The sequence below is a fragment of the Pseudomonas sp. ADAK2 TE3594 genome (genome assembly GCF_053628675.1).
In genome coordinates this window covers 2,825,750-2,839,278 of the sequence record NZ_JBRJGV010000001.1, presented here as the reverse complement: position 1 = coordinate 2,839,278, position 13,529 = coordinate 2,825,750, and the positions used below count along the sequence as shown (strand labels likewise).

Annotated in this window: 13 protein-coding genes; 7 read left to right on the top strand and 6 right to left on the bottom strand. The window is 60.0% G+C overall.

Annotated elements, in window-relative coordinates; genetic code table 11:
* Positions 1-95: 95 nt before the first annotated feature.
* The 4 genes from AB7M22_RS12840 to AB7M22_RS12825 all read left to right on the top strand — a co-directional run bounded on the left by AB7M22_RS12840 (position 96) and on the right by AB7M22_RS12825 (position 3,103).
* Positions 96-914, top strand: a complete 819-nt coding sequence (locus tag AB7M22_RS12840; protein ID WP_454186565.1) for an alpha/beta fold hydrolase — start codon at positions 96-98, stop codon at positions 912-914.
* Positions 915-1,088: 174 nt separating this feature from the next.
* Positions 1,089-1,976 carry a universal stress protein gene (locus tag AB7M22_RS12835; RefSeq protein ID WP_454188796.1) on the top strand — a complete coding sequence of 296 codons (888 nt, stop codon included), beginning with the start codon at positions 1,089-1,091 and terminating at the stop codon, positions 1,974-1,976.
* Positions 1,977-2,020: 44 nt separating this feature from the next.
* Positions 2,021-2,698, top strand: a complete 678-nt coding sequence (locus tag AB7M22_RS12830; RefSeq protein WP_454186564.1) for a phosphoribosyltransferase — start codon at positions 2,021-2,023, stop codon at positions 2,696-2,698.
* 75 nt (positions 2,699-2,773) lie between these two features.
* Entirely contained in the window at positions 2,774-3,103 is a 330-nt protein-coding gene (locus AB7M22_RS12825) for a hypothetical protein (RefSeq protein ID WP_454186563.1), read from the top strand.
* Between the two features lie 150 nt (positions 3,104-3,253).
* Here the strand turns inward: AB7M22_RS12825 and AB7M22_RS12820 are convergent, their stop codons facing one another.
* Positions 3,254-4,156 carry a LysR substrate-binding domain-containing protein gene (locus tag AB7M22_RS12820; protein ID WP_007895703.1) on the bottom strand — a complete coding sequence of 301 codons (903 nt, stop codon included), beginning with the start codon at positions 4,154-4,156 and terminating at the stop codon, positions 3,254-3,256.
* Positions 4,157-4,262: 106 nt separating this feature from the next.
* Between AB7M22_RS12820 and AB7M22_RS12815 the strand changes: the two genes are divergently transcribed.
* Together AB7M22_RS12815 and AB7M22_RS12810 are read left to right on the top strand one after the other, a co-directional pair.
* A complete protein-coding gene (locus tag AB7M22_RS12815) occupies positions 4,263-5,660 on the top strand; it encodes an MFS transporter (RefSeq protein ID WP_454186562.1) in 1,398 nt (465 codons plus the stop codon).
* Complete coding sequence (locus AB7M22_RS12810; protein WP_454186561.1) at positions 5,657-6,931, top strand: glucarate dehydratase family protein; 1,275 nt, start codon at positions 5,657-5,659, stop codon at positions 6,929-6,931. Before AB7M22_RS12815 ends, AB7M22_RS12810 begins: the two co-directional genes overlap by 4 nt.
* An 82-nt stretch (positions 6,932-7,013) precedes the next feature.
* On the opposite strand, the gene AB7M22_RS12805 is transcribed toward AB7M22_RS12810, so the two are convergent.
* Positions 7,014-7,691, bottom strand: coding sequence for a glutathione S-transferase family protein (locus AB7M22_RS12805; RefSeq protein ID WP_454186560.1), 678 nt, complete (start codon positions 7,689-7,691; stop codon positions 7,014-7,016).
* A 307-nt stretch (positions 7,692-7,998) separates the two neighbouring features.
* Between AB7M22_RS12805 and AB7M22_RS12800 the strand changes: the two genes are divergently transcribed.
* Positions 7,999-8,916, top strand: coding sequence for an alpha/beta fold hydrolase (locus AB7M22_RS12800; RefSeq protein WP_008013031.1), 918 nt, complete (start codon positions 7,999-8,001; stop codon positions 8,914-8,916).
* Here the strand turns inward: AB7M22_RS12800 and AB7M22_RS12795 are convergent.
* From AB7M22_RS12795 to AB7M22_RS12780, 4 genes are read right to left on the bottom strand one after another with little or no spacing between them, the layout of a single operon-like run.
* A complete protein-coding gene (locus AB7M22_RS12795; RefSeq protein WP_007901111.1) occupies positions 8,893-9,357 on the bottom strand; it encodes a response regulator in 465 nt (154 codons plus the stop codon). The genes AB7M22_RS12800 and AB7M22_RS12795 overlap by 24 nt on opposite strands.
* Positions 9,354-11,681 (bottom strand): ATP-binding protein, encoded by a 2,328-nt coding sequence (locus AB7M22_RS12790; RefSeq protein WP_454186559.1) that lies wholly within the window; start codon positions 11,679-11,681, stop codon positions 9,354-9,356. Before AB7M22_RS12790 ends, AB7M22_RS12795 begins: the two co-directional genes overlap by 4 nt.
* Positions 11,678-12,328, bottom strand: a complete 651-nt coding sequence (locus AB7M22_RS12785) for a response regulator (protein WP_454186557.1) — start codon at positions 12,326-12,328, stop codon at positions 11,678-11,680. Before AB7M22_RS12785 ends, AB7M22_RS12790 begins: the two co-directional genes overlap by 4 nt.
* Positions 12,325-13,509: a sensor histidine kinase gene (locus AB7M22_RS12780; RefSeq protein ID WP_454186556.1), complete on the bottom strand. Its 1,185-nt coding sequence runs from the start codon at positions 13,507-13,509 to the stop codon at positions 12,325-12,327. The genes AB7M22_RS12785 and AB7M22_RS12780 overlap by 4 nt, the downstream gene beginning before the upstream one ends.
* Positions 13,510-13,529: the final 20 nt, after the last annotated feature.

Sequence of the window (13,529 nt, the reverse complement as noted above, 5' to 3'; positions counted from 1 at the left end):
ATTTACAGAAGGCCCGATCCCCGCGAGATTGACGACTTTGCTGCGGGCGGCAAAGTCGGCCCGGCGGTCACCTTTTCGCTCAAGGAATCCATCACGTGTCCAAACCCGAAACCTTCACTCAAGCGCACATTCCTCTGACGGTGGAGGGCGTCCAGCTGAACATCGCTACCCTTCACCGAGACGGGGTCCTGGCGCCGATTGTGTTCCTGCATGGGTTTGGCTCGACCAAGGAAGACTATGCCGACATCGTGCAGCAGGCCGCCTTCGCCGGTCATCCTTTCGTCGCTTATGACGCACCGGGTTGCGGTGAAAGCCAGTGCAGTGACCTTTCGCGGATTTCCATCCCTTTGCTGCTAAAGACCGCGTTGCAGGTGCTGGAGCATTTCGGTATCGAACGCTTTCATCTGGTCGGCCATTCCATGGGTGGGCTGACCGCACTGATGCTGGCCCATCAATGCCCGGACCGGGTACTCAGCTTCGTCGACATCGAGGGCAACATCGCCCCGGAGGATTGCTTCCTCAGCCGGCAGATCGTCGATTACCCGGCGGACGATCCCGAGGTGTTTTTCGCCGCCTTCATCGAACGCGCCCGGCACGCGCCGGCTTATGCCAGTGCGCTTTACTCCGCAAGCTTGCGCCACAAGGTGCGTGCCGGAGCGGTGCGCGGGATTTTCGAGTCGATGGTCGATCTCTCCGACAACGCCGACTTGATGGGCAAGTTCCTCGGCCTGCCATGTCCGCGCATGTTCATGTACGGCGAACAAAACGCTTCATTGTCCTATCTGCCGCATATCCAGGCCCAAGGCGTGCGGTTGGCGCCGATCGCGCAGTGCGGGCATTTCCCCATGTATTCCAACCCGATCGCGATGTGGCAGCAGATCGCCGATTTTCAGGCGAACGGCCATCGCGGATGAGTCCGGCACAAGATGAACAGCAGCGTTGTGAACTATTCTTCTCAAGTGGCCCCTGCAATGCCTCATTCAAGGAGTTGATATAAATCAAGGCCCAAGAGGCTTCAAGGGTGGAGTCTGGGCCTGATGCTGGATTCTCGAGCCGACGTCGAGGATCAACCTGTCTGGAGTCAGATCATGAGCCAGTATCAACGGTTATTACTGATCATCAACCCGCTCCTGCGCCATTCTCCTGCGATAAACCATGGCGCCGCCCTGGCCAAGGCCAGCGGGGCGAGCTTGCACATTGCCGGCCTTATTCCCTCGTTGGACATTCTGTCGCTGCTCGAAGAAGGCGACCGCAAAATGGCTCGCGCGACCTACCTGCAGGAGCACCGCGACTGGCTCGAGGAGCAGGCGGTAAAGATGCAAGGCCGGGGGATCGAGGTGGCAACCGAAGTCGCATGGGCTGACAACATGCGCCAGGACATCCTTGACCACGTCACGCAAATGCAGCCCGATCTGTTGATCAAGCAAGTGCAGCATGAGCCGGTGCTCAAGCGCGCGTTCTTCACGCCGCTGGATTGGCGTTTGTTACGCCATTGCCCGGTCCCGGTTTATCTGGTGGGGGGTGAATGCCATGCCTTGCCGCAGAAGGTGGTGGCCGCGGTTGACGTGTCAGACACCGAGCCTTCGAACAGTGAACTCAATGACCGGATCATCCTGCAGGCGTCGAGCCTTGCGCTGCAGTGCAATGCCGAGCTGCACCTGCTGTACGCGTGTGACATTTCGGCAGCTTTTCTGGCGGATCTGGGCGGCGGTCTGACGCTCTCGGAGCTGACCAAGGATTTGCGCAATGACCTGGAAAAAGCTTTTCTCAAGCTGGCCGCTCGGGTCGGTGTCCCGCCTGAGTGTCGACATTTCATCATGGGGCAACCTGTCTCGGTACTGAGCGAATTCACCCACGTGCATCAAGTGGATGTGATCGTGATGGGCAGAGCTCAATACCATGGCCTGGAGCGGCTGCTTGGCAGCACAACCGAGCATATCCTGTACCAGGTGCCTTGCAGCATTCTGGCGGTCTAGGGGCGGACACCCTTATCGGGCTCCCGCCCCAGGGAGGTTTTCAAATGACTAGTCCTTCATTGCAAACCATCTTGCATGACCGGGTCGATGCCGGCCGAGGCCTGGTGGAGCCGTTGCTTAAATACGCTAAAAGAGCCGACGTCATCGTCCTTGCCTTGCCCCGGGGCGGCGTTCCGGTTGCCTATGAAGTGGCCACGGCCCTGGAGGTTCGCCTGGACCTGATGCTGGTGCGCAAGTTGGGAGTACCGACCCACCAGGAGTTCGCCATGGGCGCCATTGCCAGTGGCGGCATACAAATCGTCAATGACGATGCGCTGCGGGCTAACGGTATAGATCAACGCACGCTCGATGGCGTGGTTGCAAAGGAAACGCAGGAATTGTTGCGTCGCGAGCGGGTATACCGGGCATCGCGTGTACCTGTAGCACTCAAGGATCAGGTGGTGATTCTGATCGATGACGGCCTGGCGACAGGGGCTACGATGATGGCCGCGATACAGGCTGTGCGCCTGCAAACACCGTCTCGCATCGTCGTTGCCGTGCCGGTGGCCCCCCTGGAGACGGCAGAGGCGTTGCGCGACGAAGTGGACGAGCTGATTTGCCCGCTGATCCCTGATTGGCTGATATCGATCGGGCATTGGTACACGGATTTTTCGCAGACATCGGACGAAGAAGTCATCGATCTTTTGCATCGGGCGTGGCAGAGAGAGCCAGCGATGAAATGAGGCGAACTGCTGGCCCCCCGATGTCCGTTTCGTTGTCAGACTTGCTTTCTTTTCAGAAGGTTAGGCATTGGCGATATGCGGACTTTGGTTTGGATGGCTGCAACGTTTTTTTGGGTGACTCTCTCGCTTGAGGCCCAGGCAAAGGACCTGAGCAAAAACAGTCGTTTCGTCTGCAGCTGGGGGTCGGACATAGCTGCCGGCGCACAGGCGTCGAAGCTTTCCGGGCTCACGCTTTACGGGGCACGCAGGAAACTGCAAGCGCGAAAATTCCCCCGGCCGTGGATGCGCATGACAGCCATGGGGATCACGGAACAAACCTACAACAGTCCCTCGCGCCTCAAGCCGTCCGGCATCAAGCAAACGTATTACGAGCAATGCATCAACCATGAACTGGCGCAACGGTAGCCTGGAGGCGGGCTAATGCAGGAGCTGCCGCAGGCTGCGACTTTTGACTTTGGCGTTTGTTCAGGGAATGAGTCGTCTATTGGAAAAGATCAAAGGATCGCAGCCTTCGGCAGCTCCTACGAGGGTTCCCTCGCAACATACGCCGACAGTTCACAATCCCCATCCCTCTTTCACAGCCTTTCGAATCCCTTCCAGCAACATCGCAAACGCCGGGTTGTCATTGTTCTCGCGCCAGATCAAATGCAGCTCGCTCTGCACGCCTTCCCCCAGATCGATATCGCGAAACACCACGTTCTTGAACACGACGCTGGTGGCGCAGCGCGGCACTAGCGCCAGGCCCATTCCGGCGTTGACCAGGGCCAGGATGGTCAGGGATGAGCCGAGCCATTGCACATATTCCGGGGCGACGCGGGCCGAGCGGAGCATGCCGGTCAGCAGTTCGTTGAACGGCGGGTAAGCCGCATGGGAGTACATGAGGAAGGGTTGTGCGTCCAGGTCTTTGACAGACACGGTTTCGGCGCTGGCCAGCCGATGGTTGTGGGGGACGGCCAATACAAAGGGTTCACGCACCAGGCATTCGGTGGCGTAGCCCGGCTCCAGCAACGGCGCGCGGACGATGCCCAGATCGATCCGGCGGGCGCGGAGGGCTTCGTGTTGCTGGTAGGTGTTCATTTCCGACAGATCGATTTTGACCTGAGGCTGTTTGAGCCGCGCTTCAGCGATGACCTTGGGCAGGAACTCGTAAACGGCGCTGCCGACGAAGCTGATGTTGACCGTGCCGATGTCCCCTTCGGCAAAACGCCGGGCGGTCACCGCGGCTTGCTGAGCGCGCTCCAGCAGGTTCTGCGCTTCGATGAAGAAGGCCCGGCCGGCGGCGGTCAAGGCGACGCTGCGCGTGCTGCGGGTGAACAACTCAACGCCGAGGTGATGCTCCAACAATTGAATCTGCCGACTGAGGGGCGGTTGGGTCATGTTCAACCGTTCGGCGGCCCGGCGGAAGTTGAGCTCGGTGGCGACGGTGGTGAAGCAGCGCAATTGCGTCAGTTCGAACATTGATTTAATCCAGGTATCAATCGAGTGCCAAGTTAGATTAGACGGGATCAATAGGCCCGTCCATGATCGGCTTTCCCCTAAAAAAACAATGAACGGGAGTCGCCCCTTGAATAACCATCAGAGTCCGCCGGACCCGACAGTCCTCGCCCAAGCAGCGGCCAAGGTCAAACGTCATGTGCTGCCGCTGTTCGTGGTGATGTTCATCGTCAACTACATCGACCGGGTCAACATCGGCTTCGTGCGCAGCCACCTGGAAACCGACCTGGGCATTGGCGCCGCGGCCTATGGCTTGGGTGCCGGGCTGTTTTTCATCGGTTACGCGATCTTCGAAGTGCCTTCCAATATGTTGCTGCAACGCTACGGTGCCCGCGCCTGGTTGACGCGCATCATGTTCACTTGGGGCGCGGCGGCGATGGCCATGGCCTTTGTGCGCGGCGAAACGAGTTTCTATGTGCTGCGCTTCATTCTTGGCGCCGCCGAGGCGGGGTTTTTCCCCGGCATCATTTACTACTTCACCCAATGGCTGCCGCCGACCGAACGGGGCAAGGCCATGGCGATCTTTCTTAGCGGTTCGGCCATTGCGTCGGTGATTTCCGGTCCGGTGTCCGGCGCGCTGCTGCACGTCAGCGGCTTCAGCCTGCACGGCTGGCAGTGGATGTTCCTGATTGAAGGCTTTGCCTCCATCGTGCTCTGTGGGTTTGTCTGGTTCTGGCTGCAATCCCATCCACGTCAGGCGAATTGGCTGAGCGCCGAAGAAAAGGATGCACTGGTCAGCGCCATTGCCCAGGAACAGCAGGCTCGCGAAGCCATGCAGACGGTCAAACCGTCGATGTTCAAATTGCTCGCCGATCGGCAGATTGCTTTGTTCTGCTTTATCTACTTTTCCATCGCCCTGACGATTTATGGCGCCACGTTCTGGCTGCCCGGCATGATCAAGAAGATGGGTAACCTGGGTGACTTCCAGGTTGGCTTGTTCAACTCGATTCCGTGGATCATTTCCATCCTGGCGATGTATGGCTTCGCCGCCATGGCCAGCAAATGGAAATACCAGCAGGCCTGGGTGGCCGTGACGCTGGTGATTGCCGCATTCGGCATGTTCATGTCGACCACCGGCGGGCCGATCTTCGCCTTCGTCGCCATCTGTTTTGCGGCCATTGGTTTCAAGGCGGCTTCAGCATTGTTCTGGCCGATTCCCCAAGGCTATCTGGATGCGCGCATTGCCGCGGCGGTGATCGCGCTGATCAACTCCATCGGTAATCTCGGCGGTTTCGTCGCGCCGACCGCGTTCGGTTTCCTGGAGCAGACCACCGGTTCCATCGAAGGCGGTTTGTACGGCCTGGCGGCCACTTCTCTGGTGGCGGCCGTGGTGATCTTTTTTGCCCGCACTGCACCACGTGGCGACACGCGCCGCTCGCTCACCGGTAAACCAGTCGACGTCGCAGCAGCAAAAAATCCTGTCAGTCATCAAGCCTTGAATACCGAGCCAAAGGGAGCTGCCTCTTGAAAATCAAACGCGTCACCGTCACCCCCATCGCCTTCCGTGATCCGCCGCTGCTCAATGCCAGTGGCATTCACGAACCCTTCGCGCTGCGCTCGATCATCGAGATCGAGAGCGACAATGGCTACATCGGCCTGGGCGAAAGCTACGGCGACGCCCCGGCGTTGGCGATTCAACAGCAATTGCAAAGTCAGCTGATCGGTCTCGACCCGTTCAACCTCAACCAGTTACGCGCCATCGTGCAGGCCACCGTGGCGGCAAACAAAACCCAGAGCATCGCCGGTGCAGAACTGGCGCCTGGCTCTCACGCCAGCAAAGCGGTAAGCAACGCGTATTCGGCGTTCGAAGTGGCGTTTCTCGATCTACAGGCGCATTCCCTGAACGTGCCGTTGGTGGACCTGCTGGGCGGGGCGATTCGTGATGAGGTGCCGTTCAGCGCCTATCTGTTCTTCAAGTACGCGCAACACATCGATTCCCCCTACAAACCGGATAGCTGGGGCGAGGCGCTGAGCGAAGAGCAGATCGTCGCCCAGGCCCGGCGCATGATCGAGGCCTATGGCTTCAAGAGCATCAAACTCAAGGCCGGCGCACTGCCGCCGGAGCATGAAGTGTCGTGCATCAAAGCGCTGAAAAAGGCCTTTCCCGGCTACCCGCTGCGCATCGACCCGAACGGCAACTGGTCGCTGGAAACCTCGATTCGCATGGCCGAACTGCTGGGCGATGACCTGCAGTATTACGAAGACCCGACACCGAGCCTCGACGGCATGGCCGAACTGCACAAACGCACCGGTCTGCCGCTGGCGACTAATATGGTGGTCACTGACTTTGATGAGTTCCGCCGCAGCGTAGCCCTGAACAGCGTGCAGATCGTGCTCGCCGACCATCATTACTGGGGTGGCCTGCGCGACACCCAGGCGCTGGCGAAAATGTGCGACACCTTCGGCCTTGGCGTGTCCATGCATTCCAATTCGCACTTGGGCATCAGCCTGATGGCCATGGCGCATGTCGCCGCTTCGGTGCCGAATCTCGATTACGCCTGTGACACCCATTACCCCTGGCAGGAACCGGACGAGGAGGTGATCAAGGGCGGTAAGCTGCCCATCGTCGATGGCTGCGTGAAAATCACCCGTGCACCAGGGTTAGGCCTTGAACTGGATCACGATCAATTGGGCAAACTGCATGACCAATACCTGACCTGCGGCATTCGTCAGCGCGATGACGTGAAGCAGATGCAGCGTTACAAGCCGGAGTGGAAGACGATCAAGCCGCGTTTTTGATCGCGCATTCCCGCAAAAACCGGCAACTGTCCCTTCGCGCTTCGAACCGACTGGCATCGGGCGCGAAGGCAGTCAGAGCCACTCATGTGTTATCCGGCGCCAGAAACCGCTGCTCGATGGCATCCGCAAACGGGTACAACGAAAACCAGGGCCTGGCTTCGTCGATCACCCGCTGAAATGACGGTCTCTGTACCAACCTGTCGAAATATGCGCTCAAGTTCCGGTAGTCGTCGGGGAACGGCACGAGCGTGCTGGCATAGAAAAGTGCCGGGGCGGCGGCGCAATCGGCCATGCTGAACTGCGGGCTGGCCACCCAGATTCTGGACGCCATCCGGCGTTCGAGCATGCCGTACGCCGTCTCCAGCGTGGACCGCTCCCTGGTCAAATCACCGTTGGTCGCGTGTAGCCGATCACTGACAATCTGTTGCATCGGCACTTGTACATAATGGTCGAAGAAACGATCCCATAACCGCACCTCCAGCGCGCTATCCCAATCGTCTGGAACCAGTCTGTGCTTGCCCGGATACCGTCGATCCAGGTACTCGATAATGATGCTGGACTCCGGCAGATTCCGCTGGTGGGCATGGTCGCGAATAATCGGGAACTTTCCGATTGGCCACAATGCCTGCAGTTCTGCGCTGTCGGCAGCGTCCCCGAGATCGATGATCCTTCTCTCGAATTCGGTGCCGTTTTCGTAGAGCGCGATGAGTACTTTGTGGCAGAACGACGCCAGCGGATGGTAGTAAAGCGTCAGCGACATCTTTCAACTCCTCATTTGACGTGAGGGGGCGAGAGCCCTGGAACTGATGAAGGTGGGGCAATGAATAATCATAGGCGGATGTTGGCGATGCGTCAGGGCCGCCACTTTCAGGCGTGCGTACTTGCACACGGGAGAATCCCTGCTTTACTCTGAACCGCTGGTCGGTTTGTGACTTATTGGTCATGGCGTTCATCTCAGCGCCCTTGTACCGTTGTCGCTGGTTCGTGCTGTCAGGCTTGCCCGGAGGAAGCCGGATAGTCAATTGCGCTGTGTGTGTTGATCCAATTTGTTCAAGGAAGAGAATGACATGACGCTGAAAACTGCGATCGTCGAGATTGGTAAGAAGTACAAGGTTTATACCGAGCATTATCTCAACGCCACCGCCGACAAGACCATCATCCTGGTCAATGGCTCGCTGGCAACGACTGCATCCTTTGCCCAAACGGTGCGCTACCTGCGGCCACGCTTCAACGTAGTCCTCTACGATCAGCCCTACGCCGGTCAGTCGAAACAACACAACCTGCATGACCAACCGATCCGCAAGGAAGACGAGGCCGCAATCCTGTTGGAGTTGATCGAGCACTTTCGCGCACAGCATGTGATGTCCTTTTCCTGGGGCGGGGCGGCGACCTTGCTGGCGCTGGCGCAGCATCCGCGACGAATCGAAAAGGCCGTGATCAGTTCATTTGCCGCACGGATCAACACGCCGATGCGCGATTACCTGGAGAGTGGGCGGGATTTTCTCCAGGCGTGCGATCGGCGCAATGTCGGGCGCTTGATCAACAGCACCATCGGCAAGCACCTGCCGTCGCTGTTCAAGCGTTTCAATGAGCGCCATGTCAGCAGCCTGGACGAACACGAATACCGGCAGATGCATTTTCACGTCAATGAAGTGCTGACCCAGGACACCCACTGCTACGTTTCCTGTGCCGATGCCATCGAAGTTCCGCTGCTGTTTATCAACGGCGAACGGGATGAGTACACCTCGGTGGAAGACGCCCGTCTTTTCGCAACTCATTCCCGTCAGGCGCAGTTTCAGACCATCAAGAACGCCGGGCACTTCCTCGATATGGAACACCCGACGGCCTGGAATGACACCCAGCAGGCCTTGCTGGGCTTTCTGCAACCAGTCGCCAAAATACCGAGCCAGCCCCGTGACCTGGCTTTCGGTAGCAAAGCGTCAGTGATTCCACCCCTTCAGTCAGCTAACTGGGTGCGGCTTTAACTGACGCAGTAGTTCGATCTGATCTGCCGGGACCAAGGTACGCAAGGCTTTATACAGCGCCCGGGTTTCAAGCAGGTTCCAGACGCGCAGCATGGTTTCGAGGGCGTCCAGTGGCTTGCTGATGAAGTCTTTGGCGCCCAGGGCCAGCGCACGCAGCCGGGTATCGCGGGTGGCGTCGGCGGTGAGCACGAGGATCGGCAGGTATTCGCCGGTCGGGATGCGCCGGTTGAGTTGTTCCAGTACGGCAAAGCCGTCGAACTCCGGCATGTGCAGGTCGAGAATCACCAGGTCAGGCTCGAAGCTGTTGAACAGGTCCAGGGTTCGCAGCGGCTGGGTACTGCTCAGTACATTGGTCAGCCCTTCGCGGACAAGCAACTGCTCCATCAAATCGAGGTTGGGCCGTTGGTCGTCGATGATCAGAATGCGCAGGTCGGTGTTCACACGGGCTCCGGTAGATGCTGGTCAAGATGGGCGAGGAATGAAGGGATGTTAATCGGCTTGGTCAGCACCGCCGTCGCTCCCGCCTCCAGCAACGCCAGATGAGTGAGGTCGCTGGCATCGGCGGTGATCATCAGCACTGGAATGGCACGGGTGATGGACGACTGGCGCAAGCGTTGCAGAACATTGAAACCATCCAGATCCGGCAGCGCCACGTCGAGCAAAATCAGCTGCGGCGCATGTTGACGGGCCAGGTCCAGGCCCATTTGCCCCTGCATGCTTGAGAGCAATTGGATGTGCGGTCGCCGTTGCAGGAGGGTTTCGATCAGGGCCAGGCTCGAGAGATTGTCTTCGATGCACAGCACTTTGCCCTGGTAATCGGGGGCGGTGAGGGCGGCCGTGACCGTTGGGTGGCTGATTCGTGCAACCGGTGGCTCGGTGACTGGCTGCAGGCGTACGAAGGGCAACTCCAGGGTAAAACTTGCGCCTGCGCCGGGCTGGCTTTTGACAGTCAGGCTGCCGTTCATCATTTCCAGCAGGCTCTTGCTCAAGGCCAGGCCCAGGCCGGTGCCTTCCACGTTCGGATCGGTCTCCAGACGCTCGAACGGCTTGAACAGTTGCTCCAGTCGATCGGCCGCAATGCCCTTGCCGGTATCGCAGACCGACACGGCAATGCGCTGTTGATCAACCCTGACTTCGATGCGCACCTGGCCCTGGGGCCGATTGTATTTGATCGCGTTGGATAACAAGTTCAGCAGCACCTGAACCAGGCGTTGCCGATCGGCGACGATCCCGCTGTCGGCGGCCAGCATCGGCAAATCGACCAATTGGATGCCCGCGTCGCAGGCCATGGGGGAAACCAGCGTCAGGGCTTCTTGCAGCACCACCGCCAACGGCACGGCTTCAACATTCAGTGGCAGGCGCCCGGCTTCGATCTTGGCGATGTCCAGCACCTCGTTGATCAGGGTCAGCAAGTGTTGTCCGGCCCGCAGGATGTGACCAATTTGCGCTCGCTGGCCCTTGGGCGAGTCCATGTCCAGCAGTTGCGCGAAGCCGAGAATGGAGTTGAGCGGGGTACGCAATTCGTGGCTCATGCGCGACAGGAATTCGCTTTTGGCGCGGCTGGCGCGTTCGGCTTCTTCGCGTGCGGTGCTCAGCGCTATCTCGGCCGCGCGGCGATCAGTGATGTCACGGGTGATCTTGGAAAATCCGCGCAGGGCGCCACTGCTGTCGTATTGCGCGGTAATCACTACGCTGGCCCAGAAGCGGCTGCCATCCTTGCGGCAACGCCAGGCCTCTTCCATGTAATGACCATCGCGAGTGGCCTCGTGCAGCGCCATGTCGGGATGCTGTGGGCATTCTTGCGACAGATAAAACACCGAGAAATGCTGGCCGACGATTTCCTGTTCCGTGTAGCCCTTGATCCGTTCGGCGCCCGCATTCCAACTGGTGACGAAGCCCTGTGTGTCGAGGGCGAAAATACCGTAATCCTTCACCCCGTCGATGATCAGCCGCAAGCGCTCTTCGTTATCGCGCAAGGCCCGCTCCCGTTCGGCCAGTAACAGCCCGGCTTCGACCAGGCGCGTACCCAATTGACCAATCTCATCGTTCTCCGGCGGCTGCGGCAGTAACGGCTGACCGAGTGCCAGACGTTGTGCGTTGCCCTGGACCTGTTTGACCCGGGCGACGATGCCCTTGGACAGAAACAGCACCGCGACAATGGCGCCGAACAGCCCGCAGGCAGCGGCCAGCAGGGTGGAGAACAACAAACGTTGTCGAGTAGAGGCAGCGGCAGCGGTACGCTCGGCCAATAGCGTGTCTTCAAGGGTACGCATGGCGCTGATGCGTTCGCGCAGTTCGTCGAGGATGTGCTTGTTGTTGATCAGGATGGTGGTCATCGACTCAGGTGTGGCGTTGCGATCATCGAGCAGTTCAACCAGGCCCTCGACCTTGGTGTCGATCAGTGGCGTGATAGCCTCCAGATGTTTGCGCACCCGCTCATCACGAACGTTGCTGTCGAGTCGCTGCAGGGCCGATTCGATCAAGGGCTTGGCTTGCCGATAACCTGGCAGGAAATCCTCGCGACGGGTCAGCAGATAGCCGCGCACGCTGGCGGCGGCTTCGGCGAGCAATGTGTGCACCGCCTGAATATCGCCTTGCACCAGCAGCACGCGGCGCACGTCCTCTTCGGCACGTGCGGTCTGACGCTCGGTGATATAGATCAGTACCAGCGAGAGCAGCAGGATTACCAATGGAAGGGAAATCACCACGAGGGCTTTGCCACGTAACGGCAGATCGGCCCAGCGTCGAGCGTTTGAAACCTTCATGACTGGGTCACCAGACCCAGGGCGATGCCACGGACGGCAGCCTGGGTTCGGTCGGCGGCGCCGAGTTTGCCGATGACCCGTTCCACGTGGGCCTTGGCCGTCCCTGTGGTGATGCCGAGCTGTTCGCCGATTTCACGGTTGCTCATACCGTTGGCCACCAGTCCCAGCACCTGACGTTCCCGTGGGGTCAAGGTATCCGGGGCGGCACCACTGGCATTGCGCTCGGTCATGCGCCGCAGCAGGCGGGCGCTGACCGCGCTATTGAGCGCTTCCTCACCCGCGGCGACGCGTTGCAGGGCGTTGATCACTTCATCACGGCTGGCGTCTTTGAGCAGGTAGCCCACGGCACCGGCATTCATCGCCGCTTCCAAGTGATCCGGGCTGTCGTCCATGGTGAAGATCACCACTTTCAGGGCCGGCAGGCGCTGCTGAAGAATCCGCGCCGCGCCCAGCCCGTTGAGCACGGGCATGCGAATGTCGAGGATGACGATGTCGGGCAACAGGCGCTCGCACGCGTGCACCGCTTCCTGGCCATCGCGGGCCTGGCCGACCACTTCGAATTGCGGATGGCCGGCCAGTAGCGCGACGAAACCGGTTCGGGTGACCTCATGATCGTCCGCCAGAACCAGACGTAAAACTTCAGTCATTGAGCTGTTCCATTGAGGTCGGAGGGTACGGTGGCGCGCAGTTGCGTCCCGCCGTGGGCATGGCTGACGCAAGTGAAATCACCGCCCAGCAGGCTCGCGCGTTCCTGCATCGCGGCGAGCCCCAGGTGCCGGGCGCCGCAGGTGTCGAGTCGTTGCTCCATGGCAAAGCCTTTGCCGTTATCGTCGACCCGCAGCGAGGCTTGTCCTTCGTGCAGCTCCAGCGCCAGGACGACGTGGCTGGCCTGCGCATGTTTGAGAATATTGTTGATGCCTTCCTGGGCAATCCGGAACAGGGCGATTTCCACTTGGCTGGGCAAACGCGCTTCGCAACGCGCACTCCAGTTCACTTTGATCCCGGCGTCGCGCAGGCGATCCGCTTCTTTGTCGACCGCCTTCAGCAAGCCAAAGTCGTCGAGTACCGTCGGGCGCAGGCCGCTGATCAATTGCCGGCCTTCACCGACACAATGCTGGGCCAGTGCCAGAATCGTTTGTAAGTCTGCGCCGAGTTCGTCGGGCAGTGGCGGGCAGCGCCCGGCAAAACCTTGCAGACGCTGATGCAGCCCGGCGAGGGTTTGCGCCAGGCCGTCGTGCAGGTCGTAAGCCATGCGCTTGCGTTCGTCTTCCTGTGCCCTGAACAATCGATGCACCAGGTCGGACATGGTGCGTTCGCGCGCGACCAGTGCATCCAGCAACCGCTGGTTTTCCAGGTGCGCGGCCAGCAGGGTGGCGAGCAATTGCAGGGATTCGAGGTCCTCGGTGTCCGGTGCACCGATGCTGACGCTGTTGGCCAGCACCAACGCACCGAAGGCCGCACCATCGCCGCCGCGCAACGGCACCCGCAGCACATTGGGCAGGACCGCGCTCGGTTGCTCCTGCCATTGCGGGGTGCGCATCGCGGTATCGGCGAGGTGTTCGAGGCTGCATAAACGCTCACGGCTGCCGTGACTGGCGGTGGTCCTGACCTGCGCATCCGCGTCCCATTCCAGCAATAGCGCGTGGTCCATCGCGAGGAAGGCACAGGCCCGTTGCAGCACCCGTTGACGCATGGCTTCGGGGGCCAGTTGCGTCAGTTCCTGGCCGGTGTCCACCAGCAAACGCAACCGCGCGGCGCGACTTTGCGATTGCCGATACTGGGTGCGAATGGCCAGGGCGCTACCGGGGTCATGATCAGGGTTTTGCATGGGCGGGGTCCGGCGGGCAC

Excerpts from the sequence above, each read along its gene's own strand:
- AB7M22_RS12835 (WP_454188796.1), top strand. The coding sequence starts at position 1,089 with ATGAGCCAGTATCAACGGTTATTACTGATCATCAACCCGCTCCTGCGC.
- AB7M22_RS12830 (WP_454186564.1), top strand. The coding sequence starts at position 2,021 with ATGACTAGTCCTTCATTGCAAACCATCTTGCATGACCGGGTCGATGCC.
- AB7M22_RS12825 (WP_454186563.1), top strand. The coding sequence starts at position 2,774 with ATGCGGACTTTGGTTTGGATGGCTGCAACGTTTTTTTGGGTGACTCTC.
- AB7M22_RS12820 (WP_007895703.1), bottom strand. The coding sequence starts at position 4,156 with ATGTTCGAACTGACGCAATTGCGCTGCTTCACCACCGTCGCCACCGAG.
- AB7M22_RS12805 (WP_454186560.1), bottom strand. The coding sequence starts at position 7,691 with ATGTCGCTGACGCTTTACTACCATCCGCTGGCGTCGTTCTGCCACAAA.
- AB7M22_RS12800 (WP_008013031.1), top strand. The coding sequence starts at position 7,999 with ATGACGCTGAAAACTGCGATCGTCGAGATTGGTAAGAAGTACAAGGTT.
- AB7M22_RS12790 (WP_454186559.1), bottom strand. The coding sequence starts at position 11,681 with ATGAAGGTTTCAAACGCTCGACGCTGGGCCGATCTGCCGTTACGTGGC.
- AB7M22_RS12785 (WP_454186557.1), bottom strand. The coding sequence starts at position 12,328 with ATGACTGAAGTTTTACGTCTGGTTCTGGCGGACGATCATGAGGTCACC.
- AB7M22_RS12780 (WP_454186556.1), bottom strand. The coding sequence starts at position 13,509 with ATGCAAAACCCTGATCATGACCCCGGTAGCGCCCTGGCCATTCGCACC.